This window comes from Agromyces sp. Y782, assembly GCF_059445405.1.
Genome location: NZ_JCAIUG010000001.1, coordinates 1573471 through 1594540 on the forward strand (window position 1 = coordinate 1573471; position 21070 = coordinate 1594540).

At 69.0% G+C, this 21070-nt stretch carries 25 protein-coding genes; 15 read left to right on the forward strand and 10 right to left on the reverse strand.

The window, feature by feature from the left end; translation table 11 throughout:
- Positions 1-65 precede the first annotated feature (65 nt).
- The 7 genes from idi to AC1C2S_RS07210 are packed head-to-tail and all read left to right on the forward strand — an operon-like array spanning position 66 to position 5734.
- The gene (idi, locus tag AC1C2S_RS07180; protein WP_495351839.1) at positions 66-629 is read left to right on the forward strand and encodes an isopentenyl-diphosphate Delta-isomerase; all 564 of its coding nucleotides are present in this window, start codon (positions 66-68) and stop codon (positions 627-629) included.
- Complete coding sequence (locus tag AC1C2S_RS07185; RefSeq protein ID WP_495351840.1) at positions 626-1699, forward strand: polyprenyl synthetase family protein; 1074 nt, start codon at positions 626-628, stop codon at positions 1697-1699. The genes idi and AC1C2S_RS07185 overlap by 4 nt, the downstream gene beginning before the upstream one ends.
- Positions 1696-2658, forward strand: a complete 963-nt coding sequence (locus tag AC1C2S_RS07190) for a phytoene/squalene synthase family protein (RefSeq protein WP_495351841.1) — start codon at positions 1696-1698, stop codon at positions 2656-2658. Before AC1C2S_RS07185 ends, AC1C2S_RS07190 begins: the two co-directional genes overlap by 4 nt.
- Positions 2655-4220 carry a phytoene desaturase family protein gene (gene crtI / locus AC1C2S_RS07195; RefSeq protein WP_495351842.1) on the forward strand — a complete coding sequence of 522 codons (1566 nt, stop codon included), beginning with the start codon at positions 2655-2657 and terminating at the stop codon, positions 4218-4220. The genes AC1C2S_RS07190 and crtI overlap by 4 nt, the downstream gene beginning before the upstream one ends.
- Positions 4217-4552, forward strand: a complete 336-nt coding sequence (locus AC1C2S_RS07200) for a lycopene cyclase domain-containing protein (RefSeq protein WP_495351843.1) — start codon at positions 4217-4219, stop codon at positions 4550-4552. Before crtI ends, AC1C2S_RS07200 begins: the two co-directional genes overlap by 4 nt.
- On the forward strand, positions 4549-4857 hold the full coding sequence (locus AC1C2S_RS07205) for a lycopene cyclase domain-containing protein (RefSeq protein ID WP_495351844.1): 309 nt from the start codon (positions 4549-4551) through the stop codon (positions 4855-4857). The genes AC1C2S_RS07200 and AC1C2S_RS07205 overlap by 4 nt, the downstream gene beginning before the upstream one ends.
- A complete protein-coding gene (locus AC1C2S_RS07210) occupies positions 4847-5734 on the forward strand; it encodes a prenyltransferase (protein WP_495351845.1) in 888 nt (295 codons plus the stop codon). The genes AC1C2S_RS07205 and AC1C2S_RS07210 overlap by 11 nt, the downstream gene beginning before the upstream one ends.
- Before the next feature lie 52 nt (positions 5735-5786).
- On the opposite strand, the gene AC1C2S_RS07215 is transcribed toward AC1C2S_RS07210, so the two are convergent.
- The 7 genes from AC1C2S_RS07215 to hemE form a co-directional block, all read right to left on the reverse strand.
- On the reverse strand, positions 5787-6902 hold the full coding sequence (locus AC1C2S_RS07215; protein WP_495351846.1) for a class I SAM-dependent methyltransferase: 1116 nt from the start codon (positions 6900-6902) through the stop codon (positions 5787-5789).
- Positions 6903-6941: 39 nt separating this feature from the next.
- Positions 6942-7685 (reverse strand): GntR family transcriptional regulator, encoded by a 744-nt coding sequence (locus AC1C2S_RS07220; RefSeq protein ID WP_495351847.1) that lies wholly within the window; start codon positions 7683-7685, stop codon positions 6942-6944.
- A gap of 44 nt (positions 7686-7729) precedes the next feature.
- Positions 7730-8041: a DUF3618 domain-containing protein gene (locus AC1C2S_RS07225; protein ID WP_495351848.1), complete on the reverse strand. Its 312-nt coding sequence runs from the start codon at positions 8039-8041 to the stop codon at positions 7730-7732.
- Positions 8025-8432, reverse strand: coding sequence for a phage holin family protein (locus AC1C2S_RS07230; protein ID WP_495351849.1), 408 nt, complete (start codon positions 8430-8432; stop codon positions 8025-8027). Before AC1C2S_RS07230 ends, AC1C2S_RS07225 begins: the two co-directional genes overlap by 17 nt.
- Positions 8433-8451: 19 nt before the next feature.
- On the reverse strand, positions 8452-8925 hold the full coding sequence (locus tag AC1C2S_RS07235) for a hypothetical protein (RefSeq protein WP_495351850.1): 474 nt from the start codon (positions 8923-8925) through the stop codon (positions 8452-8454).
- Between the two features lie 100 nt (positions 8926-9025).
- Positions 9026-10609, reverse strand: a complete 1584-nt coding sequence (locus AC1C2S_RS07240; RefSeq protein ID WP_495351851.1) for a protoporphyrinogen/coproporphyrinogen oxidase — start codon at positions 10607-10609, stop codon at positions 9026-9028.
- Positions 10606-11793 carry a uroporphyrinogen decarboxylase gene (gene hemE / locus AC1C2S_RS07245; RefSeq protein ID WP_495351852.1) on the reverse strand — a complete coding sequence of 396 codons (1188 nt, stop codon included), beginning with the start codon at positions 11791-11793 and terminating at the stop codon, positions 10606-10608. Before hemE ends, AC1C2S_RS07240 begins: the two co-directional genes overlap by 4 nt.
- 292 nt (positions 11794-12085) lie before the next feature.
- On the opposite strand from hemE, the gene AC1C2S_RS07250 reads away from it, so the two are divergent.
- Genes AC1C2S_RS07250 through AC1C2S_RS07260 form a run of 3 tightly spaced genes read left to right on the forward strand, consistent with a single transcriptional unit; the run spans position 12086 to position 15066 of the window.
- Positions 12086-12808 (forward strand): hypothetical protein, encoded by a 723-nt coding sequence (locus tag AC1C2S_RS07250; RefSeq protein WP_495351853.1) that lies wholly within the window; start codon positions 12086-12088, stop codon positions 12806-12808.
- A gap of 58 nt (positions 12809-12866) precedes the next feature.
- A complete protein-coding gene (locus tag AC1C2S_RS07255) occupies positions 12867-14321 on the forward strand; it encodes a glutamyl-tRNA reductase (RefSeq protein ID WP_495351854.1) in 1455 nt (484 codons plus the stop codon).
- Between the two features lie 58 nt (positions 14322-14379).
- Positions 14380-15066: a GNAT family N-acetyltransferase gene (locus AC1C2S_RS07260; RefSeq protein WP_495351855.1), complete on the forward strand. Its 687-nt coding sequence runs from the start codon at positions 14380-14382 to the stop codon at positions 15064-15066.
- Between the two features lie 232 nt (positions 15067-15298).
- Here AC1C2S_RS07260 and arfB read toward each other — a convergent pair whose 3' ends face one another.
- Positions 15299-15736 (reverse strand): alternative ribosome rescue aminoacyl-tRNA hydrolase ArfB, encoded by a 438-nt coding sequence (gene arfB / locus AC1C2S_RS07265; protein ID WP_495351856.1) that lies wholly within the window; start codon positions 15734-15736, stop codon positions 15299-15301.
- A 97-nt stretch (positions 15737-15833) separates the two neighbouring features.
- Here arfB and AC1C2S_RS07270 point away from each other — a divergent pair, with 97 nt between their 5' ends.
- Entirely contained in the window at positions 15834-16055 is a 222-nt protein-coding gene (locus tag AC1C2S_RS07270; RefSeq protein ID WP_495351857.1) for a hypothetical protein, read from the forward strand.
- A gap of 185 nt (positions 16056-16240) precedes the next feature.
- Positions 16241-16813, forward strand: coding sequence for a GNAT family N-acetyltransferase (locus tag AC1C2S_RS07275; RefSeq protein ID WP_495351858.1), 573 nt, complete (start codon positions 16241-16243; stop codon positions 16811-16813).
- 172 nt (positions 16814-16985) lie between these two features.
- Here the strand turns inward: AC1C2S_RS07275 and AC1C2S_RS07280 are convergent, their stop codons facing one another.
- Together AC1C2S_RS07280 and AC1C2S_RS07285 are read right to left on the reverse strand one after the other, a co-directional pair.
- Positions 16986-17630, reverse strand: a complete 645-nt coding sequence (locus AC1C2S_RS07280) for a response regulator (protein ID WP_495351859.1) — start codon at positions 17628-17630, stop codon at positions 16986-16988.
- A 29-nt stretch (positions 17631-17659) separates the two neighbouring features.
- Entirely contained in the window at positions 17660-18463 is an 804-nt protein-coding gene (locus AC1C2S_RS07285; RefSeq protein ID WP_495351860.1) for a sensor histidine kinase, read from the reverse strand.
- Positions 18464-18644: 181 nt separating this feature from the next.
- On the opposite strand from AC1C2S_RS07285, the gene AC1C2S_RS07290 reads away from it, so the two are divergent.
- Genes AC1C2S_RS07290 through AC1C2S_RS07300 form a run of 3 tightly spaced genes read left to right on the forward strand, consistent with a single transcriptional unit; the run spans position 18645 to position 20874 of the window.
- A complete protein-coding gene (locus AC1C2S_RS07290; protein ID WP_495351861.1) occupies positions 18645-19361 on the forward strand; it encodes an ABC transporter ATP-binding protein in 717 nt (238 codons plus the stop codon).
- On the forward strand, positions 19358-20143 hold the full coding sequence (locus AC1C2S_RS07295; RefSeq protein ID WP_495351862.1) for an ABC transporter permease: 786 nt from the start codon (positions 19358-19360) through the stop codon (positions 20141-20143). The genes AC1C2S_RS07290 and AC1C2S_RS07295 overlap by 4 nt, the downstream gene beginning before the upstream one ends.
- Positions 20140-20874, forward strand: coding sequence for a hypothetical protein (locus AC1C2S_RS07300; RefSeq protein WP_495351863.1), 735 nt, complete (start codon positions 20140-20142; stop codon positions 20872-20874). The genes AC1C2S_RS07295 and AC1C2S_RS07300 overlap by 4 nt, the downstream gene beginning before the upstream one ends.
- Positions 20875-21070: the final 196 nt, after the last annotated feature.

A 21070-nucleotide genomic window follows, 5' to 3' on the forward strand; every position in this document is an offset into this window, starting at 1 on the left:
AGCCAGTCATGTATATTTCTCGCTAAGCAACCTACTAGCCGAAGCAGCAAAGATTGGAGACCAGCATGACCCTCAGCGACATCGAAGAGGTTGTGCTGCTCGACGTCGACGATCGGCCCATCGGCCGGGCGCCCAAGTCGAGCGTGCACGGCGCCGACACCGCACGACATCTCGCGTTCTCCTGCCATGTGTTCAACGAGCGTGATGAGCTCCTCGTCACGCGGCGCGCCCTCACGAAGCAGGCGTGGCCCGGCGTCTGGACCAACTCGTTCTGCGGCCACCCGGCACCCGCCGAGACACTCGTGCACGCGATCCGCCGCCGCGGCGACTTCGAACTCGGCCTGCCCCTCGACCGCATCGAGCCGGTGCTCCCCTTCTTCCACTACCGGGCGACGGATGCCTCGGGTGTCGTGGAGAACGAGCTGTGCCCCGTCTACACGGCGTACACGAGCTCAGTGCCCGAGCCGCACCCGGGCGAGGTCATGGACTACGCATGGGTGCATCCCCGACAGCTCGCGCCGGCGATCGAGCACGCGCCGTGGGCGTTCAGCCCGTGGCTCGTGCTGCAGGCGCAGTTGCTGCCCTTCTTGGGCGGCTCGCTCGAGCAGCGCGGGGCGATCGCCTCATGATCGGCACGACCCTCGACCGGCCGCTGGAACGCAGCGGCGGCACGTCCGTCGAGCTCGATGGTGTCCTCGACGAGTTCTTCGCCGCCCGCCTCGCGCGTGCGGGAGCGCACGGTGACGCCTACGTGCGCCTGTGGGAGGCCGCGCGCGATGGGGCGACCGGCGGCAAGCGCATCCGGCCGGATCTCGTGCTCGCCGCCCACGCGGCGTTCGCCGGCACTCCCACGACGGAGGCCGTGCGTCTCGCCGCCGCCTTCGAGCTCCTGCACACCGCCTTCCTCATGCACGACGACGTCATCGACCACGACCTCGTGCGCCGAGGGGCGCCGAACGTCGCGGGTCTCTTCGCGCTCGACGGCGTCGGCCGAGGACTGACGAACGCCCGTGCACACGAATACGGAGAGGCATCCGCGATTCTCGCCGGCGACCTGCTCATCAGCGGCGCACACCGCTTGATCGCCGAGCTCGATGCACCGCGCAACGTACGCAGCTCCCTGCTCGAGATCATCGACGAGGGCGTCTTCCTCGCCGCGGCCGGCGAGCACGCCGATGTGCGCCATGCCGGCGCTGCACCCGGCGAGCGCGACATCCTTGCGATGATCGAGAACAAGACGGCGTCGTACTCGTTCAGCGCGCCCTTGCAGGCCGGGGCGGTGCTCGGCGGCGCCTCCGCAGCCGCCGTCGCTCGGCTCGGCGAGATCGGTCGGCACCTCGGCGTCGCCTTCCAGTTGCGCGACGACGTGCTCGGCGTCTACGGCACCATGGCGATGACCGGCAAGACGACCCTCGGCGACCTGCGGGAGGGTAAAGAGACCCTGCTCGTCGCGTACGCGCGCGAGCACGCGAGCTGGGCGGCCGTCGCAGATGACTTCGGCCGCCCCGAGCTCGATGAGGAGGCCGCGGCGAGACTGCGCACGGCGATCGAGACGAGCGGCGCCCGCGAGAAGGTCGAACGGCTCATCGACGCGCGCTGCGGCGATGCCGTCGACGCCATCGCCGCGGCACCGCTGCCGCAGCACCTTCGAGACGGGCTGACCGCGACGGCTCGGGAGTGCGTGGAGCGCGCCCGATGACGGCGCCGACGAGCGGGCTCGCCCTCTACGACCGCACCGCGCGCCTCGGCTCCGCCCAGGTGATCTCGCACTACTCGACCTCGTTCGGCCTCGCGAGCCGATTGTGCTCTCGCCCGGTGCGCGCCCACGTGGCCGATATCTACGCACTCGTGCGCATCGCCGACGAGATCGTCGACGGCCCGGCCGAAGAGGCGGGTCTCGGGCCGGCCGAGCGCCGCGCGATGCTCGACGCACTCGAGGCGGAGACCGAGCAGGCCGTCGCCTGCGGGTACAGCTCGAACCTCATCGTGCACGCCTTCGCGCAGACCGCGCGCACCACGAACTTCGGCGTCGAGCTGACCCGCCCGTTCTTCGCCTCGATGCGACGCGACCTCGACCCCGTCGACTTCGACGACGACGAGATGCGCGAGTACGTGTACGGCTCGGCCGAAGTGGTCGGCCTGATGTGCCTGCGCGCGTTCAGCGAAGGGCTGCCCGTCGATGCGAACCGGGATCAGCGCTGGCAGCGCGGCGCCCGGCACCTCGGCGCCGCATTCCAGAAGGTCAACTTCCTGCGCGATCTCGCTGACGACTACGAATCGCTCGGACGTCGCTACTTCCCCGGCATCGACCCGGCGCACCTGGGCGAGGCCGAGAAGACGAGACTGCTCGACGACATCGACCGCGACCTCGCGATCGCCGGCCAGGTCGTTGCCGAACTGCCGGGCGGATGCCGCAGGGCCGTCGCCGCAGCGCACGCACTGTTCTCTGCGCTTTCCGAGAGGCTGCGTCGCACGCCGGCGAGGGAGCTTCTCATCACCCGGGTGCGAGTGCCGACTGCGCAGAAGGTCCTGCTGCTCGCTGGTGCCGCCGGGTCGCGGTCCGGATCGCGTTCCGGATCGCGTTCCAGATCGCGTTCCAGATCGCGGTCGCGGTCGCCCGAGGCTGTGCACGCGCCGGCCCCCGAGGCCGGGACATGAGCCGGGTCGCCGTCATCGGCGCCGGCATCGCGGGCCTCGCGACTGCCGCGCTGCTCGCCCGCGACGGCCACGAGGTGACCGTCTACGAGACGCACGACTCGGTCGGGGGTCGAGCCGGGCGGTGGGACGCCGCGGGCTTCCGCTTCGACACGGGCCCGTCGTGGTACCTCATGCCCGAGGTGTTCGAGCACTTCTACCGGCTGATGGGCACGAGCGCCGCCGCCGAGCTCGAGCTCGAGCGACTCGAGCCCGGCTACCGGGTGTTCTTCGAGCGTCATGACGACCCCCTCGACGTGGTCGCCGACCGCACACGGGCCGCCGCGGCATTCGAGGCGATCGAACCAGGCGCCGGCAGAGCGCTCGAGCGCTACCTCGACTCGGCAGAGGAGACCACGCGGCTCGCGCTCGACCATTTCCTCTACAACGACTTCTCGTCGACGGGCACGTTGCTCGTGCCGCCGGTGCTGCGGCGGCTGGGCCGTCTCGGCCGTCTGCTGCTGCAACCGCTCGACCGGTTCGTCGCCCGCCGCTTCCGAGACGGGCGCTTGCGGCAGGTGCTCGGCTATCCCGCCGTCTTCCTCGGTACCTCGCCGTCGGCGGCACCGAGCATGTACCACCTGATGAGCCACTTCGACCTCGACGACGGCGTCTTCTACCCTCTCGGCGGGTTCCGCGAGGTCATCGACAGCGTCGCGCGGTTGGCGCAGCAATCCGGCGCTCGCATCGTGACGGGAGCTCGGGTGACGCAGATCCAGGTCGAAGCGGCGGCGGCTCGCGGCATCCGCTACCAGGATTCGCAGGGCGTCGAGCATTCGGTCGAGGCCGATCTGGTCGTCTCCACGGCCGACCTGCACCACACCGAGACGACGTTGCTGCCGGCCGAGTCGCGCAGTCGGTCGGATGCCTCGTGGCGCCGGGCCGACCCTGGGCCGAGCGCCGTACTCGTGATGCTCGGCGTGCGGGGCGGATTGCCGCAGCTGCTGCACCACAACCTGCTCTTCACCGAGGACTGGGCGGAGAACTTCGACCGCATCTTCGGTGCAAACCCGTCGGTGCCCGACCCGGCCTCGCTCTACGTGTGCAAGTCGAGCGCGACCGACCCGTCGGTGGCGCCCACCGGTGACGAGAACCTGTTCGTACTCGTGCCGGTTCCGGCCGACCCCGGCATCGGGCGTGGCGGCATCGATGGCGCCGGTGAGGAGGCCGTCGAGCGCATCGCCGATGCGGCGATCGCGCAGATCTCGGCGTGGGCCGACATCCCCGAGCTCGCCGAACGCGTGATCGTGCGCCGCACCGTGGGGCCGGGCGACTTCGAGTCGGAGTTCAACTCGTGGCGCGGTTCTGCACTCGGGCCGGCGCACGTGCTCCGTCAGAGCGCGTTCCTGCGCGGGCGCACGGCATCGAAGACGGTGCACGACCTCTACTTCGCGGGCGCGACCACCGTTCCCGGCATCGGGCTGCCCATGTGCCTCATCAGCGCCGAGCTCGTGGCGAAGGCCCTGCGCGGCGATCCCAGTGCAGGGCCGCTCGTCGAGCCTGCGGTGCGGAGCGTGCCGGCATGAACCTCGCCTACCTCGGTGTGCTGCTCGGCGGCATCGCGTGCATGGTGCTGCTCGACGTGCGTTTCCATCTGGTGTTCGGTGCGGCCGGCCGGCGCTGGCGCGCGACCGTCGTCCTCGCCGCCGGTCTCGTGTTCTTCCTCGCGTGGGACCTGGCCGGCATCGGCCTCGGCATCTTCCACAAGGCCGAGAACACCGTGAGCACCGGCATCCTGCTCGCACCGGAACTGCCTCTCGAGGAGCTCGTGTTCCTCACCTTCCTCTGCTATCTCACGCTCGTGCTCTACACCGGCGTCGTGCGCCTGATCGCGGCGAAGGAGGCGGTGCGCCGGTGACCTACCTGCTGCTCTCGGCGGTCTTCCTCTCGGTGGCCATCGTCGTCGCGGCGCCCGGGTGGCGACGTGCGCCGCGCGGCCACGGGCGAGCGGTCGTGATCTCCGCGCTCGTACTCGTGGTGCTGACCGTCGCCTTCGACTCGATCATGATCGGGGCGGGCCTGTTCGACTACTCCGATGCGCACATCTGGGGGGCTCGTCTCGGACTCGCACCCATCGAGGACCTCGCGTATCCCGTCGCCGGGATCCTGCTCCTCAGCGGACTGTGGAACCTCCTCGGAAGGCGGCCGACCGATGCCGACTGACACCCGCCGCCGGCACGCGGTCGCCGACCTCCTCACCGCCTCCCGCCCGCTCAGCTGGGTGAACACCGCGTTCCCGTTCGCGGCCGCATACCTGCTCACGACCCGCGAGGTCGATGTCGCCTTCATCGTGGGCACCCTGTTCTTCCTCGTGCCCTACAATCTCGCGATGTACGGGGTGAACGATGTCTTCGACTACGCATCGGATGCCGCGAACCCACGCAAGGGCGGCGTCGAAGGCGCGCTGCTCGTGCCCGACCGGCACCGGCTCACGATCATCGCCGCGATCGCGACGTGCGCGCCCTTCGTCGTGGTGCTCGTCGCGCTCGGCGGGCCGGCATCGTGGGCGGTGCTCGCGGTGAGTCTCTTCGCGGTCGCCGCGTACTCGGTGCCGGGGCTGCGGTTCAAGGAGGTGCCCTTCCTCGACTCGCTGACCTCGAGCGTGCACTTCGTGAGCCCTGCGGTCTACGGGCTCGTGCTTGCCGGCGCGGCGTTCACGCCGCCGCTCCTCGCATTGCTGCTCGCCTTCCTGGCGTGGGGTGTCGCGAGCCACGCGTTCGGAGCGGTACAGGATGTGGTGCCCGACCGGGCGGGCGGCATCGCCTCGATCGCCACGGCGCTCGGCGCCCGTCGCACGGTGCAGTTCGCGATCGGCGCGTGGACACTCGCGGGGCTGCTCATGCTCGCGACGTCGTGGCCCGGGCCGCTCGCGGCCCTGCTCGTGGTGCCGTACCTCGCCGTGGCAGCACCCTTCACGGGCGTCACCGATGCCTCATCGGGGCGCGCGAACGCCGGCTGGAAGCGATTCCTCGGCATCAACTACGTCGTCGGGTTCCTCGTGACGTTGCTGCTCATCTGGTACGCCGCCATCATGGCCTGAGCCGGTCAGCCTCCGACGATTTCGAGGGCTCGCGGATGCCGCGACTGCCCGTTCAGCGCAGGAGCCGCGTGAACCGGAACGACGCGAAGCCCTCGATCGGCAGCGCTTCGATGCCCGCGAAGCCCGCCTCCCTCGCATACCGCTCGAGGGTCGACTGCCGCATCACCGTGCCGGTGCCGACCGACCCGGGCGTGGAGAGACTGTCGGGCAGGCACATGAAGAGGCTGTACCCGTACATGATCCGCTCCGTCTCGTCGCCGTCGGGCGCGAACTCGGTTGCGACGGCCTCGTCCATGATCACGACCACGCCGTCGGGGCGTGCGGCGCGTCGGATCGCCTCGAGCACCTCGACCGGTCGCGGCATGTCGTGCAGCGCCTCGAAGACGAATACGGCGTCGAAGACGGCTTCCTCGGGGAGCGCCTCGCCGGCGACGTGATGGAACCGAACGCGATCGGCGACTCCCGCCGCCTGCGCATGTTCGCGCGCCGCCGTGATCGAGGGCTCGTCGATGTCGAACCCCTCCACACGAGCGTCCGGATACCCTTGCGCGATCCCGATCGCCGACCAGCCGTGCCCACTGCCGACATCCGCGATCCGGGCACCCGGGCGGGAGAGCACCGAGTTCACTGAGGGAACCCCGGCGAACGCGAGCGCGAGCTGCCGCAGGAACCACGGGCGGTTGATGTCGCCCTGCGCGTCGCGGGCATCGTCGCCGAGCTGCGCCCACGAGACCCCGCTGCCCGTTCGGTACGCGTCGAGCAGTGCAGGGAGCTGGCCTGCCGTCGCTGCGAGGAACCGACCGAGCGGCGCGAGGTAGTCGAGCGAGTCGGCGTCGACGAGCACCTCGGCGTGCGCGGGCGGCAGGGTGAACCGACGGGCGGATGCCGAAGCGTGCGCATCATCGACGGTGAGGAGACCGCTCACGGCCTGGTGCTCGAGCCATTCGAGCACATAGCGCTCGTGGGTGCCGGTGCGCGCGGCGAGCGTCGGCGCGTCGAGCGGCTCGCCCGCGGCGAGGGCGCGATACCAGCCGAGACGGTCGCCGAGGTAGATGCTGAGCAGTTCGATGCCGCCGAGAGCCGATGCGAAGATGCGGTCGGCGAATGCCGTCACCGCGTTTGCTTCACGATCGGCAGCTGCAGCCTTGGAGTTCTGTTCCGACGTCATCGTCGAATCCTTCCGATCGACCGGCGCGAAGCCGGAGTCCTACTCGCCCACGAGCAGCAACGTCGAGTGCTCGAGGTGCTCGCGCAGTGCGGCCGGCCCGCGCGTGGGCAGCTCCTCGAGCAGGGTGCGATGCTCGGCGATGAGGCTCTCGAGCGTGTAGTGCGGGCGCACGTGCAGGAGGAACAGCAGCAGTTCGCTGCCGAGGGCGGCGTGAGCCTCGATGATTCGGGGGCTCGCGGATGCCGCGACGATCGCCCGATGGAAGTCCGCGTGTATGCGCTCGACCTCGAGCCAGTCGACCGGCTCCACTTCCCGAGTTGCCCGACTGCGTACAGAATCGGGCAACTCGGTGGGTGCGGTGTCTGGAGTCGCAGGCCCGTTCGGCCGGGTGAGCGCGTCGAGTCGGTCGAGGGCGTCGCGCGCCGGAGCCAGCACGGGCTCGGGCCACGCTTCGCCGTGGCGCTCGCCCACGATGCGCACCGCCTCGACCTCGAGCGCGGCACGCAGCTGCTGCAGCGCGATGACGTGGGCGCGGTCGAAGCTCGCCACGCGCACCCCGCGGTAGGCCTCGGCGACAGCGAGGCGCTCGGCCACCAACCGCTGGAACGCCGCCCGCACGGTGTGCCGCGAGACGCCGTATTGCTCAGACGAGGCTTCTTCCCGAAGCGGGGCGTCGGGCGGGAGCACCCCGCTCAGGATGTCGGCGCGCACGAGACCGGCGACCCGATCGACCGCGGTCTCTGTTGCAGCCGGAGTACCGGCATCGCGTCGTGACGTCGGCACCGGGGCATCCGCTCGCTCTGGTTCGCTGTGAATCGTCGGCGCGCTCAGTCGAGCTTCGAACGCACGACGAGCCACACGGTGACGCCGACCACCGCGACGAGACCCACGGCGGCGGCGATCGCGGCCACGGGCTGCTCATCGGCGAACCGGCGCAGTCTCACCTTCGCCTGCTCGGCCTTGATGCCCGCCTGCTTCGGCACATTGAGCTTGTCTTCGAGGGCGTTGAGGGTCTCGGCGAACTCGGCACGCGCCTGCTGCGACGCGGCCTTCGCCTGCAGACGCGTGAGGTTGCGTTCGCGGGATGCGGCATCGCGCTTCGAGGGGCGGGGTCCGTTGGCGTCAGGAGCGGCGGTCATAGTCACCTGTTCCCTTCATGGCGTCGAGGTCGGCCTTCAGGCTCTCGACGGACTCGAGGGGCTCCGAGCCCCGCTTGAAGTTGACGTAGGCGATCAAGAGCAGGATGACGATGATCAGCAGCAACGCACCGGAGACGGTGAGTGCTGCGGCCCACGCCGGCATCACGAGCGCGAGCGCGAAGATGCCGGTGACGATCAGTGTGAAGAGCAGGAAGATGCCGACGACCGCGGCACCGGCGACGAGGCCCGAGCCGATGCCGAAGTGCTTGACCTTGTAGGAGACCTCGGCCTTGATCTGGTCGATCTCGGCGCGCACGAGCGAGGAGATCGTCTCGGGCAGATCTCCGATGAGCGTGAAGAGCGAGCGGTCGTCGTTCGAGGGTGTGGTCATCGCGCGATCACCTCCACGTTCACGAGTCGTCGGATGTCGCGGGCTTGGCCGTGCCCTCGGCCGCCGTGCCACGGGTGGCCGCCGGGGTGCGAGTCGACTTGGCGGTGCCGCTCGACGTGCGTTTCGCGGCGGTCTTCGCGGTGCCCTTCGCGTCGGATGCCGCGTCGTCGACGCTGGACTTCGCCGTCTTCGCGGTCTTCGAGACGTTCGCCTTCACTGTCTTCGCCGCACCGTCGACGTCGCGCTTGGTCGCGCCTGAGCCCCGCGAGGCGTTGCCGATGAGCGACTTCACACCGTCGAGCACGGTGTCGGAGAGATCGCCGACCTTTTCGGCGGCGAACCCCTTGACGGTGTCGACGCCCTGCTGCACGGCCGGCGTGTTCCACACGCCCTCGGCGGCCTTTCGAATCTGCTCGTAGCGTTCACGACCGGCTCGCGTACCGAGCACGTAACCGATGCCGAGACCGACGACGAAGAGGATCTTGCCTTTCATGTGCACCCCATCTCCCCCTGTGGTTCACCACAGCGACGTTTCCAGCGTAGACCCCGCACCAATCGGCGCAAGGGGGTTGCGTTGAAATATTCCGCTCCGGCTATGCGATGCCGTCGAGCTGCACCCGACGGTGCCTGATGCGCCGTGCGACCTCGAGTGCGTGGGGCACGACCGAGGCGAGCCCCGTGCCGGCCACCCATGATCCGGCGGCCTCGATGCCGGGCTCAGTGGCGAGCGCGTCCTCGAGTGCACGCACCCGATCGCGCTGGCCGAGGGCGGCTTGCGAGAGCGCGTCGCGCCACTGCGTCCGGCCGGAGGCGCGGAGCATCCCCTCATCGACGGTCGCGCCCAGGAGAAGCGATGCATCGGCGAGCGCGAGTTCGGCGACCTCGGTGTCGGAGAGCCCGTCGAGCGGATTCGGCGCGCCGGCGCGACCATAGGAGAGACGCACGACGTGCCGGCCGTCCGCCGCCTCGGCGAGCCAATTCCACTTCGCCGTCGAGTGGGTGAGTGCCTTGGCCTGCACGCCGGGGGTGCCGGCGGCGACGAGCACCCCGGTGCCGCGCGGGGCGCGATCGAGTTCGGGTGCGTCGAGCACGAGCGTGACGAGTTCGACGGATGCCGCAGCCGGCCACTCCTCGGTCGATGCACCCGCCCAGCCGTCGAGGGCGGCGCCGACGAGCTCGAGTGCGGCGTGCCCGGAAGCGGCGAGCACGACCTCGGGGGCGCTCACGATCAGTTCGCCGGCCTCGGTCGACGCGGTGACGAGCCATCGGGTTGCCTCGGATTCCTCCGACTCACCGGTGCTCGTCGAGCCGGTCGACGACGGCTCACCCGCGCCTGCCGCTCGCTCGAGACCCGTGACCTCGGCCCTGCGCACGACCGTCACGCCGAACCGCCCGAGTTCGCGTTCGAGCGCGTCGACGAGTCGGTGCATGCCGCCGCGGATGCCGCGCACAGCTCCCCCGGCCTTGCGCTCCTCGACGAGTTGCCCGACTCCGCCCGAGAGCGATCCCATGCGGGTCATCGCCTCGTTGAGCCCGGGGGCGACGACGTCGAGGTCGAGGTCGTTCGGGTCGGTCGAGTAGACGCCGGCGGAGATCGGCGTGACGAGCCGGTCGAGCACGGCCTGGCCCATGCGCGAGCGCACGAGCTGGCCGAGGCTGTGGGCGCGGCCGATGCGGAGGATCGGCATGATGCGGTCGCCGTACGCGCGGATCGCCCCACCCCAGCCGATGATGCGCCGCACGTCGTCGCCGAGCGGGTTCGCGGGGATGCCGAGCATGCCGGTCTTCGGCAGGGGCGCGGCGTCGGGGCGGCCGTGCGCACCGGGCATGACGAGCCAGGCGCCCGCCGGGTTCGGGCTCTCGATCTCTCCATCGAGCTCGAGCGAGCCGAGCAGTTCGGCGACCGCGCCGCCCCTGGTCGCGAAGGATTCGGCGCCACTGTCGAGCGTCAGGCCGTCGAGTTCGATGCGGCCGACGCATCCGCCCAGCTCGTCGCGCCGCTCGAACACGGTGACCCGCAGGCCGACCTTCGCGCACTCGAGTGCGGCGACGAGGCCTGCGACCCCGCCGCCGATCACGACGACGTCGGCTGTGGACTCTGTTGGCCGAGTAGTGAGCGAAGCGAGCGTATCGAGACCATTCACGGGGTCTCGACCAGCGTCGGGCGCGTCGGTCATGCCGAGGCCTCGTGCACGAGCTCGACGATGCGGGTCAGCACCGTCGGATCGGTCTCGGGCGGCACGCCGTGGCCGAGGTTGAAGACGTGGGCCGGCGCCGCCTGGCCGCGGCGCAGCACGTCGCGCACCGCGGCCTCGAGCACGGGCCACGGGGCGGCGAGCAGCGCCGGGTCGAGGTTGCCCTGCAGGGGAACGCCGTCGCCGACGCGCTCGACGGCGACATCGAGCGGGATGCGGTAGTCGACCCCGACGGTGTCGACCCCGATGCCGTGCATCGCACCGAGCAGCTCGCCGGTGCCGACGCCGAAGTGCACGACGGGCACGCTGCGGGTCATCCGGGCGTCGGCGCCGCCGTCGCCCGAGGCATCCGGCGTCTCGTAGGCGAGGTCGTGCACGAAGCTCAGCGCCTTCGCCGAGGCGGGTGCGACGTGCGCCTCGTAGTCGGCGAGCGAGAGCGCGCCGGCCCACGAGTCGAAGAGCTGGGCGGCGGATGCCCCGGCGAGCACTTGCGTGCGCAGGAAGCGTCCGGTGAGCTCGGCCGTCCAGTCCATGAGTGCGCGCCAAGCGCCGGGATCGGCGTGCATGAGCGTGCGCGCGGCGAGGTGGTCCTTCGACGGGCCACCCTCGGCGAGGTACGCCGCGAGCGTGAACGGGGCACCGGCGAAGCCGATGAGCGGGGTGCTGCCCCCGCTGGTCGAACCTGTCGAAACCGGCCCCGCGGGCACCGTCGTATTCAACTCGGCGACCACGCGCCCGACCGCTTCGGCGATGGGGGCGGATGCCTCGTCGAGCCGCGCAGGGTCGATCGCCGTGAGGTCGGCGACGCCCGCGGCATCCGCGTAGCCCCTCGTGAAGACGGGCCCGCGGCCCGGCTGGATCTCGACGTCGACGCCCACGAGCTTGAGCGGCACGACGATGTCGCTGAAGAAGATGCCCGCGTCGACCTGGTGACGGCGCACCGGCTGCAGCGTGATCTCGGCGGCCATCGCCGGGTCGAGGCACGCGTCGAGCATGCGCGTGCCGACGCGCAGGTCACGATACTCGGGCAGCGACCGCCCCGCCTGCCGCATGAACCACACGGGCGTCGCGTCTGAGCGCTCTCCTCTATATGCGCGCACCAGGCGCGAGTCGGAGGTCAGGCCGGCGGAGAGCGGATGCTGCGGGGAGAGGATCACGCCTGACATTGTCGCGTACCGGGCTGGGGAATTCGCTCGAAGAGCAGCCGTGTGCCGCTCGCGCAGGTATGGGGGTGACGCAGGTCACTTCCGGATCCGAGTCGGGCGGATCACCCGCAGGCCGATTTGTTCGGAAGCCTTACATTCGCGCGCTCATCAGCGCTAAGGTCGAGACGTTGTGCGCCCCCGAGCACGACGACGCGCGTGTTCCCCCGCTCGTGCGCCTCCGCACCCACGGAGATCCCATGCCCATCACGCAGTGCTGCAACAACCCGTCCGCCCGATCGACCCGAGTCGCGCGATGAACGCCGCCACGCCGCACCGCGCCGGCGTCACCTTCCTGGTCGGCGCCGCTGCCGCCCTCGTCATCGGCGCGCTCATCGCCAGTTCCGGCTTCCTGCACCGCCTGATGCTGCGCCTGCCCGAGGTGCCGGGCCTCGAGCGCGCGGCCGTGATGGTCTCGGCACTCGTCGTGCTGGCTGCCGTCATCTGGGTGTTCGTACGCGTCGGCCAGCTCGCCCGCGCTCGCGCCCGTCGCCGCGCGCTCGAGGCGAGCGTGCGGGGCGAGGTGAGCTGCGGCATCCGCAGTCGAGGCCTCGTCGCGAGCCTCAACGAACTGACTGCGGATGATCCGCGCACGGTCAAGCTCGGAGCCCGCTTCTCGATCGTGGTCGACGAGATCGGCGTCGCGTTCTGGAACGGCGGTCGGCGCCCCCGGCGCACGGTGTACTTCCCGTGGCGTGAGGTGCGCGGCATCCGCAGCGACTCGGTCGTCGCCGGCGACTCGGAGCTGGCGGTGCTCGTGCTGCGCGTGCGGCACGGCGGCATGAGCATCGAACTGCCACTCATCCTCGCCGCGGAGCGGCCTGGCCGCTATGCGCTCGCCGGCGCCCCGTTCTTCGCCGTCGTGCGCAGCTGGAAGGCGAAGCACCGCGCCGCGCTCGCCGCCGAGGGCCTCGACCTGCCGCCGCTCACCGCACCCATTCAGATCATCCAGCCGGGTCTGGTGCTCGCCGCACGCTGAGATTCGCTCAGAGTCCGCACTGAGCAAACCTTGATTCGACGGCGAGTAGAATCCCCTAGTGCTCATCTGCCTCACTGCGAGTCACAAGAACGCCGGCTTCGACATGCTCGAGCGTCTTTCGGTGACCGCGGATGCCTCGGGCCCGCGCATCCGCAATGGCCACGACGCCGTGCGAGGTGCGGTGGTCGTCGCCACCTGCAATCGCTTCGAGGCGTATCTCGACCTCGACGCCGCCGAGGGTGAATCGCCCGTGCCGGCGGTGCACGAAGCGATTCGCGCGGTGGGCACCGTTGCGGGCCTCGAGCCCGACGAGCTGCGCACCACGTTCGGGTTCGTGCACGGCAACGCCGTCGCCGGCCACCTCTTCGCCGTTGCGTCGGGCCTCGAATCGGTCGTCGTCGGCGAGGGCGAGATCGCCGGCCAGGTGCGCCGCTCGCTCGAACGCGCACGCAGCGAGGGCACGACGACGCCCGACCTCGAACGGCTCTTCCAGCGCGCTTCGCAGATCTCGCGCCGAGTGAAGAACGAGACCGGCATCGGCGGCGAGGGGCGCTCGCTCGTGCGCCTCGCGCTCGAACTCGCCGAAAGCCGCATCACCGACTGGGCCGCGACCCGGGTGCTGCTCGTCGGCACCGGACGCTTCGCGGGCGCCTCGCTCGCGGCGCTACGCGACCGCGGCGTCACCGATGTACGCGTCTTCTCGCCCTCGGGCCGGGCGGCGAAGTTCGCGGCCGGTCACGGCATCGATGCGGTGGCACGCGGCGAAGTCGCCGCCGCGGCCGCAACCTCCGACATCATCGTCACCTGCACCACGGCCGAGCACCATGTCGTCGATCGGGCCCTGCTCGAATCCGGGCGGGCGGGGCTCGAGGCATCCGTTGCCCCTGGTGCTGGTGCTGGTGCTGGTGCTGGTGCGCTCAGCCTTGTCGGCGAGCCCGGCGACGCGGCGATCGAACGCCAGCTCGTGATCGATCTCGGCCTGCCGCGCAACGTCGCCCCCGATGTCGTCGAGGTGCCCGGCGTCGAGCTGCTCGACCTCGAGACCATCCGCATCCACGCACCGCTCGAAGAGTTCGGGGCGACGGATGCCGCGCGCGCGATCGTCGGCGGAGCGGCCCGCGCTTTCAGCGAAGCCCGCGACGAGCATGACGTCGCACCCGCCGTCGTGGCCCTGCGGCGCCATGTCTTCGGCATCCTCGACGGTGAGATCGAGCGTGCTCGCGGTCGCGGCGACGACGACGGACGCACCGAGGCCGCACTGCGGCACATGGCCGGCGTGCTGCTGCACACCCCCATGGTGCGCTCGCGCGAACTCGCGCGCGCCGGCGAACAGCAGGCCTGGATCGACGGCATCGCTGCGATCTTCGGCGTGGTCCCCGAAGCGGATGCCGCGGGGGCCGAGATTCGCGAGGCCGGTGGCGCCGGTTCCGGGGGTGCTGCTTCCGGTGGTGCCGGTTCCGGTGGTGCCGCTTCGCATGACCTCGGCAGTGCGGGCGCTGTCGCGGCCTCCTGAACGTCGGCCACGCGCCCGCGATACCGTCCGTCGGGGGCGCGCGATACGCTTCCTGACGATGCACGAGAACAGCGACCCTGCGACCCTCTCCGAACGCGCGGCAGCAGCGGCAGCCGACGGCCCGCCCGCACTGCGATTCCCGTTCGATGCGGCGACGCTCACCGATTCACCGATTCGCACCGACCGCCTCGTGCTGCGCCCGCTCGAGGCATCCGATGCCCCCGACGTCTACGAGTACCAGCGCATCCCCGAGGTGCTCCGGTACCTGCCGTGGCCCGAGCGCGACCACGACGAGGGCTACGCTCACACGGCGACTCGTGCAGGGGGACGCGTACTCGCCGCTGACGGCGACTTCTTCGTGTTCGCGATGGCGCTGCCCGGCACACCCTCGATCGACGACGCCGAGCGAGATCGCGTCATCGGAGACATGATGGTGCGCGTCTCGAGCCTCACCCACGCGCAGCTCGAACTCGGCTGGGTGGTGCACCCCGACTTCCAGGGCAGTGGGTACGCCCGCGAGGCCGCGAGCGCGATCCGCGACTTCGCGTTCGAGACGCTGCACCCCCACCGGATTCAGGCGTTCCTCGACGCGCGCAACGGAGCATCCGCTGCCCTCTGCGAACGCCTCGGCATGCGCCGCGAGGCGACGATCCTCGAGGAGCAGTTCAACGACGGCGAGTGGCAGGACACTGCGGTCTACGGAGTGCTGCGGCGCGAGTGGGCGGCCGCTCGCCCGTCGCACTGACGGTCGGTCGAGGTTGGGCGCTGCACTGCGGCGTGCTTCTGCGGGCACCGACGACCAGCTCGCCGAGTTCTCCACAAGTTATCCACAGCTTGAGAGTGAAGCTGCTCAACTGGATTTCCGATCAGAGGCCCGTGGAAGGCTGGGTGCATGACCACACTCCGCGAGCGGCTCCACGGGCGAAGCCCGCTCAGGTCGGCGACGTTCTCCCGTCCAGGGAGTGGCACCTCGGTGGTCAGTCGTGAGGAGGGCGACGCAGTCGCTTGACGTCGGTGCGCCGCTTCTTCGCTTCCAAGCGTCTCTCCTTGGCACCGCGACTCGGTCTCGTCGCTCGTCGCGACGGTGAGGGCGGCCGTAGGGCGTCAGCCACGACGGCGGCGAGCCTGGCGCGCGCAGCATTCCTGTTGCGCAATTGCGCTCGGTGCTCGGATGCTGTGATCGTCAGTACTCCGTCGACAACGCGACTGCTCAGACGCTCGAGGAGTCGCTCCCGCTGGAGCGGAGAGAGAACGGCCGACCCTGCCACATCCCACACGAGCTCAACTCGAGAGTCGGCGGTGTTCACACCTTGCCCGCCGGGACCGGACGACCGCGAGAACCGCCAAGACAGCTCGGACTCGGGGATCGTGAGTCCTGAGTCGACCCGAAGACCAGGACGGTGGGCAGCGGGCATAGATCCATCATCCTCTTGCGCTCGAGATGCGCCTGAACACGTATTGCTATTGCGCAAAGTATTCTGATGCCCGGCAGCCCTCGGTAGAGTGCGTCACATGGCAACGGACGTCACTCTCTATATCGGCAGCGTCGCACCCAACTACGCGAAGTTCCGCTTCACGGATGGCCCCACGTGGGAGGGTGTTCGGTCCCAGATCATCAATGCGATGAACACGGGCAAGGGAACTATCGAGATCGACCGCAAGGGAGACAAGGTCGTCTATGTGTACAGCCCGTTCCTTCCGGTGAGTTGGGTCGAGACAAGCGTCGAGCGATAATCTCTTGCTGCGCGGATCGACCGGTCTTCGGCAAGCGTTGAGAGCCGTGACATCGATCGGTGATGCTGGCAAGATGACGGCATGGCACGCGCGTGGCGAGCGATCCTCCGACACCTGAATACCACGGCATCGACATCGCCGCGTTGGCACGTGGGGCCGGTGGGGTGGGCGTGTTGACTTCGCACGTGATCAAGCCGCTCACCCCCGAGACCTTCCCGGCGTGGCTGGCACTCACGCAGAAGCACAATGGGGTCTGGGGCGGATGCTACTGCTCATATTTTCACGACGACACGGAGCACACCGTCAAGGACGAGTACGACCGGCCGACGTTCAAACAGCGACTCGTGGCCGAGGGCGTCGCACACGCCGCGCTCGTCTTCGACGGCGACGACGCGATCGCGTGGTGCGAGTACGGCAGCCCGGTCGAACTGCCGAACATCTACCACCGCAAGCAGTACGACGCGGGCGAGACCAAGCCCGCACCGTGGCGCATCACCTGCTTCTTCGTCGACCGCGACCACCGACGTTCGGGAGTGGCACGCGAGGCGCTGGACGGCGCGCTCGAACTGATCGCGCAGGCCGGCGGGGGCGAGGTGGTCTCGTTCCCCAACGAACTCACCCCCGGCAAGAAGACGTCGTCCTCGTTCCTCCACAACGGCACGAGGGCCATGTTCGAGAAGGCGGGATTCACGTTCGAGCGTCACATCGGCAAGAGCAAGACCGTGATGCGCAAGACGGTCCCTCCGGCCCGCGGCTGACGCCGGGGTTGCACAGGCCGGAACGAGCTGTGCAGACGTGAGCTGAAACGTGTGCGTGAGCTGAAATTGACACCCTGGACCGCAGCACGAACACGGCCTCGGACCGTAATCGTCAACCCTAGGTCTCGCCGTGGTCTGCGTTCATGCTGCAGGACAGGAGCGATTTGAGGGATCATGCGCGGGCAACGAGGCCGGTTTCGTAGGCCGTGATGACGAGTTGGGCGCGGTCGCGGGCGTGGAGTTTGGCGAGGAGGTTGCCGATGTGGGTCTTGACGGTTTTGATCGAGATGATGAGCGTGGTGGCGATTTCGTCGTTGGACAGCCCTTGTCCGACGAGGGTGAGCACTTCGGTCTCCCGCTCGGTGATCGGATCCAGTTTTCGAGCCGGTGTAGCGGCTGGGCGGTTGACGTAGTGCTCGACGAGCCGGGTCAGGATGGTTGGTGCGAAGAGGGATTCGCCGGCGTGGGTACGGCGGATGGCGTCGAGGAGCTGGTCTGGGTGAGCGTCTTTGAGAAGGAAGCCGCTGGCCCCGGCTCGAAGTGCGCCGTAGACGTACTCATCTAGCTCGAACATGCTGAGCACGAGCACTCGGCAGGACGCGAGTGCGGGGTCTGCAGCGATATTGCGTGTCGCCTCGATGCCATCGCCGCCGGGCATGCGAATGTCCATCAAGGTGACGTCGGGGGTGAGTTCGCGTGCAAGACGCACGGCGTCCTGACCTGTGGCGGCTTCCCCGACGACCGTAAGGCCTGAGGTGCCGTTGATGAGAATCGTGAGGCTGTGGCGGAGCAGCGGTTGGTCGTCGACGATGAGCACTCGGATCGCGGCTGTATCTAACGCGTTGTTCACGGGTTCCCCTGATCGGGGAAGCGCGCAGTCAGGTGGAAGCCCTTTCCTTTGGTGTGGGTGTGAATGGTGCCTCCGAGTGCGGTGACGCGTTCACGGAGGCCGTTGAGTCCGTGGCCTGCGCCGGGGTGTGGGAACCAGCCCTCTCGCGGTCCGGCGTCGTGAACGTCGACGACGATCGCGTCGCCGTCCCGGTGGACGCTGATGCGCGCGGTCGTGGGGCCGGCATGTCGGAGGGTGTTGTTGAGTGCCTCACGGACGATGGCGCAGACGGTGAGCTGTGCACCGGGTGACACATCACCTCCCGAGTCGAGGTCGAGGCTGGCGGTGACGCCGGCTGCATTCGCGGCCGTGATGATCGAGGGCAGGTCGTTGAGAGTGTCGGCGGGACGCAAGGGGGCCACGCCTGGGGCGCGGAGAACCCCCAGCATCCGGCGAAGCTCGGTGGTGGTCTCACGACTGGCGTGCTCGATGTCGGTCAGCGCACTCATCCGTTCGGACTCGCCGTTCGGACCTGTCATGCAGCGGGCAGTGGCGGCGCGCACGGTGATGAGTCCGATTCCGTGGGAGACCAGGTCATGCAGATCGGCAGCGATCCGCAGCCGTTCGCGCTGCGTCGCACGCTCGGCCGCCCACGCTGCCAAGTCGTCTTCATAGTGTTTGCGCTGCGACCGTGAGCGGGCAAAGGCCCAGCCCATCACCAAGACGATGATGATCGCGGACACGACCAACGCGATCCAGCCCGCAACAGGTCTGTCGGTCCCGGTGATCGCCAGAACCAGCACGATCGCGACGAGCACCATCAACGCGACGAGCCAGACGCGTGAGCGCCACGTGGGGCGGGCGGAGTCCATCAACCAATTTTATATTCCGGCGCTTTCGCGAGCATCGGCCCTGGGTCGGAGAGACCTGAGACCGAGAAGACCTCGAAAGACAGGTCACTGGTCCGATGACGCTCGGGCGGTTCTCGACTGACATGGTGTCATGCTCTCCATCGATGCGCTCACCAAACGGCATGGCTCGCGCACCGTGCTTTCCGATGCGAGTTTCCAGGCGTTGCCCGGCCGAGTGACCGGATTTCTCGGGCCGAACGGGGCGGGCAAGTCCTCAACGTTGCGCATCCTCCTCGGCCTCGACAGTCCCACTGCAGGGTCCGTACTGATCGATGGGAGGCCGTACCGAAGCCTGCGTGATCCGCTGCGCACGGTCGGATCCATGCTGGACGGCTCTGGCGCACACCGCTCTCGCACCGCCCGCAACCACCTCGCCTGGGTAGCACGCAGCAATGGCATCCCGAAGCGCCGCGTGAACGACGTGCTTGAACAGGTGGGCCTCGCAGACGCTGGGCGCACCCGCGTCAGCAATCTCTCCCTCGGCATGGGGCAACGACTGGGCCTTGCCGCGGCACTCCTTGGCGAGCCGGCGGCGCTCGTGCTGGACGAGCCGGTGAACGGCCTCGATCCCGAGGGCATCCGGTGGATACGAGGGCTGCTGCGTGACCATGCCGACGCGGGTGGGACCGTCCTGCTGTCCAGCCATCTGATGAGCGAGGTCGCGGAGATCGCCGACGACCTCGTGGTCATCGCCGGTGGACACATCGTCGCGGACGGCTCGCTGGCTCAAGTCACCGCGGGGTATCCGACGCTCGAGACCGCCTTCTTCGCCCTCACCGAATCAACCCGGGTCGAGGACGGACGATGAGCCTCATCCGCGCCATTGGCGCTGAACTGCACAAGGCCGCAACGTTGCCCGGAGTCTGGGCTGGAATCGCCGTGACGTTGCTGGGATCGGTCGCGATCACCCTGCTCAACTCGTTGTCGACTCGTGCCGCGCTCGGCGCGGGCCAGTCTGAGATGCACGCATCCACGTCGCCGTTCGAGACGGCATTCGCCGCGATGCCACTCGGCACGGTCGGCGCTGTCGTCATCGGAGTCATGGTGTTCAGCAGCGAATACACCGCCAACAGCACCGATGTCGGCGGAGGACAGCAGATCACCGCGACCCTCACCGCGATGCCGCATCGCGTGCGGCTCCTGATCGCGAAGGCAATCACGGTCTGCCTGTTCATCATTGTCGTCGCGGCGGTCGCCATGCCCCTCGCCATCAGCATCGCACGCGCTGTCATCGGCGATGAGGAAACCGAGACCATCACGCTAGCCGACGCACTCGTCCGTTGCCTCGGCGGTGCGCTCTACTGGACCCTCACCGGACTCATCGCCTTCACGATCACCGTCCTCACCCGCAACGGCATCATCCCGCTCATCATCCTCATCCTGAACAGCTCCGTAGTGTCGGTCTCACTCCTCCTGACGAAACTCACCCCAGCTGCGCACTGGCTCCCCGACATGGCAGGACTCAAGCTCTTCGGTTTACGCACCATCGAGGGCGGACTGGATGCCGGTCCAGGGGCATTGATCATGACCGGCTGGGTCGTTCTGCTTCTGGTGATCGCAGCGGTCGTCTTCCGCCACCGGGATGCGTGAGCACGGTGCGCATCGGAAACGTCATCGCGTCCGAACTCGACAAGCTGCGAACCCTCCCCGTCACCATCCTCACCATTCTCGGCACGATCCTCATCGGAGCGCTGATCACCGCAGCTATTGCCGCCAGCGCGATTGGCCAGGGAGCGTCGGTGACGGCTGTGGATGCCGCACGTCGTGCAGTGCCATTCATCCAAGCCGGGTTCGTTCTGCTCGGCATCCTCCCCGCCACCCAGGAATACATCGGCCGTCAGATCCGCACAAGCCTCACCGTGGTGCCGCGCCGTGGCCTCCTAGTCGCAGGCAAGACAGTCGCGGCAGGATCTACCATCGCACTCACCGCTACAGCCACAATGGCGGCGGCACTGACCGCCGCCTTGATTACCCGTGCCCTCTTCGCCGTACCGCAACCGACGGGAGATACGGAACTGTGGCCCCTCGTCGGAGCAGCGGGATACCTCACACTGATCGGCCTGCTCTCCCACGCCGTCGCCCTCATCGTCCGGCACCTGGTACCCGCACTCGTGGGCATGCTCAGCCTCGTGCTGATCATCTCGCCAGTCCTGGCAGGCCTCACCGAGCATGCCCGTTGGCTGCCCGACCGTGCGGCGGCACAGCTCTATGACCCCACCGACCCCTTCCTCACCACGGGAACTGGCGCACTCGTGGCCAGCGCCTGGATCATTCTGATCGGCGCACTCGGAATCACACAGTTCATCCGTCGCGACCCGTAATCCCAGCCAAAATCGTGAAGACAACGTCGCCCTTCGAGCCAGAACCGCTGTCCGCCTGGTTGCCTGATCTGGCTCTGCTGACAGGGTCGCTGACCGCTGTTTGAGACGACCGGCCGCGCTCCTGTCCGTTCGATTTCATACAGGCATGCGTGGATCGCCACGTCATGGCAGAACGAGCGCGGATCGCGCGTAGCGC

Excerpts from the sequence above, each read along its gene's own strand:
- idi (WP_495351839.1), top strand. The coding sequence starts at position 66 with ATGACCCTCAGCGACATCGAAGAGGTTGTGCTGCTCGACGTCGACGAT.
- AC1C2S_RS07185 (WP_495351840.1), top strand. The coding sequence starts at position 626 with ATGATCGGCACGACCCTCGACCGGCCGCTGGAACGCAGCGGCGGCACG.
- AC1C2S_RS07190 (WP_495351841.1), top strand. The coding sequence starts at position 1,696 with ATGACGGCGCCGACGAGCGGGCTCGCCCTCTACGACCGCACCGCGCGC.
- crtI (WP_495351842.1), top strand. The coding sequence starts at position 2,655 with ATGAGCCGGGTCGCCGTCATCGGCGCCGGCATCGCGGGCCTCGCGACT.
- AC1C2S_RS07200 (WP_495351843.1), top strand. The coding sequence starts at position 4,217 with ATGAACCTCGCCTACCTCGGTGTGCTGCTCGGCGGCATCGCGTGCATG.
- AC1C2S_RS07210 (WP_495351845.1), top strand. The coding sequence starts at position 4,847 with ATGCCGACTGACACCCGCCGCCGGCACGCGGTCGCCGACCTCCTCACC.
- AC1C2S_RS07215 (WP_495351846.1), bottom strand. The coding sequence starts at position 6,902 with ATGACGTCGGAACAGAACTCCAAGGCTGCAGCTGCCGATCGTGAAGCA.
- AC1C2S_RS07225 (WP_495351848.1), bottom strand. The coding sequence starts at position 8,041 with ATGACCGCCGCTCCTGACGCCAACGGACCCCGCCCCTCGAAGCGCGAT.
- AC1C2S_RS07230 (WP_495351849.1), bottom strand. The coding sequence starts at position 8,432 with ATGACCACACCCTCGAACGACGACCGCTCGCTCTTCACGCTCATCGGA.
- AC1C2S_RS07235 (WP_495351850.1), bottom strand. The coding sequence starts at position 8,925 with ATGAAAGGCAAGATCCTCTTCGTCGTCGGTCTCGGCATCGGTTACGTG.
- AC1C2S_RS07240 (WP_495351851.1), bottom strand. The coding sequence starts at position 10,609 with ATGACCGACGCGCCCGACGCTGGTCGAGACCCCGTGAATGGTCTCGAT.
- hemE (WP_495351852.1), bottom strand. The coding sequence starts at position 11,793 with ATGTCAGGCGTGATCCTCTCCCCGCAGCATCCGCTCTCCGCCGGCCTG.
- AC1C2S_RS07250 (WP_495351853.1), top strand. The coding sequence starts at position 12,086 with ATGAACGCCGCCACGCCGCACCGCGCCGGCGTCACCTTCCTGGTCGGC.
- AC1C2S_RS07260 (WP_495351855.1), top strand. The coding sequence starts at position 14,380 with ATGCACGAGAACAGCGACCCTGCGACCCTCTCCGAACGCGCGGCAGCA.
- arfB (WP_495351856.1), bottom strand. The coding sequence starts at position 15,736 with ATGCCCGCTGCCCACCGTCCTGGTCTTCGGGTCGACTCAGGACTCACG.
- AC1C2S_RS07270 (WP_495351857.1), top strand. The coding sequence starts at position 15,834 with ATGGCAACGGACGTCACTCTCTATATCGGCAGCGTCGCACCCAACTAC.
- AC1C2S_RS07285 (WP_495351860.1), bottom strand. The coding sequence starts at position 18,463 with ATGGTGCTCGTCGCGATCGTGCTGGTTCTGGCGATCACCGGGACCGAC.
- AC1C2S_RS07290 (WP_495351861.1), top strand. The coding sequence starts at position 18,645 with ATGCTCTCCATCGATGCGCTCACCAAACGGCATGGCTCGCGCACCGTG.
- AC1C2S_RS07295 (WP_495351862.1), top strand. The coding sequence starts at position 19,358 with ATGAGCCTCATCCGCGCCATTGGCGCTGAACTGCACAAGGCCGCAACG.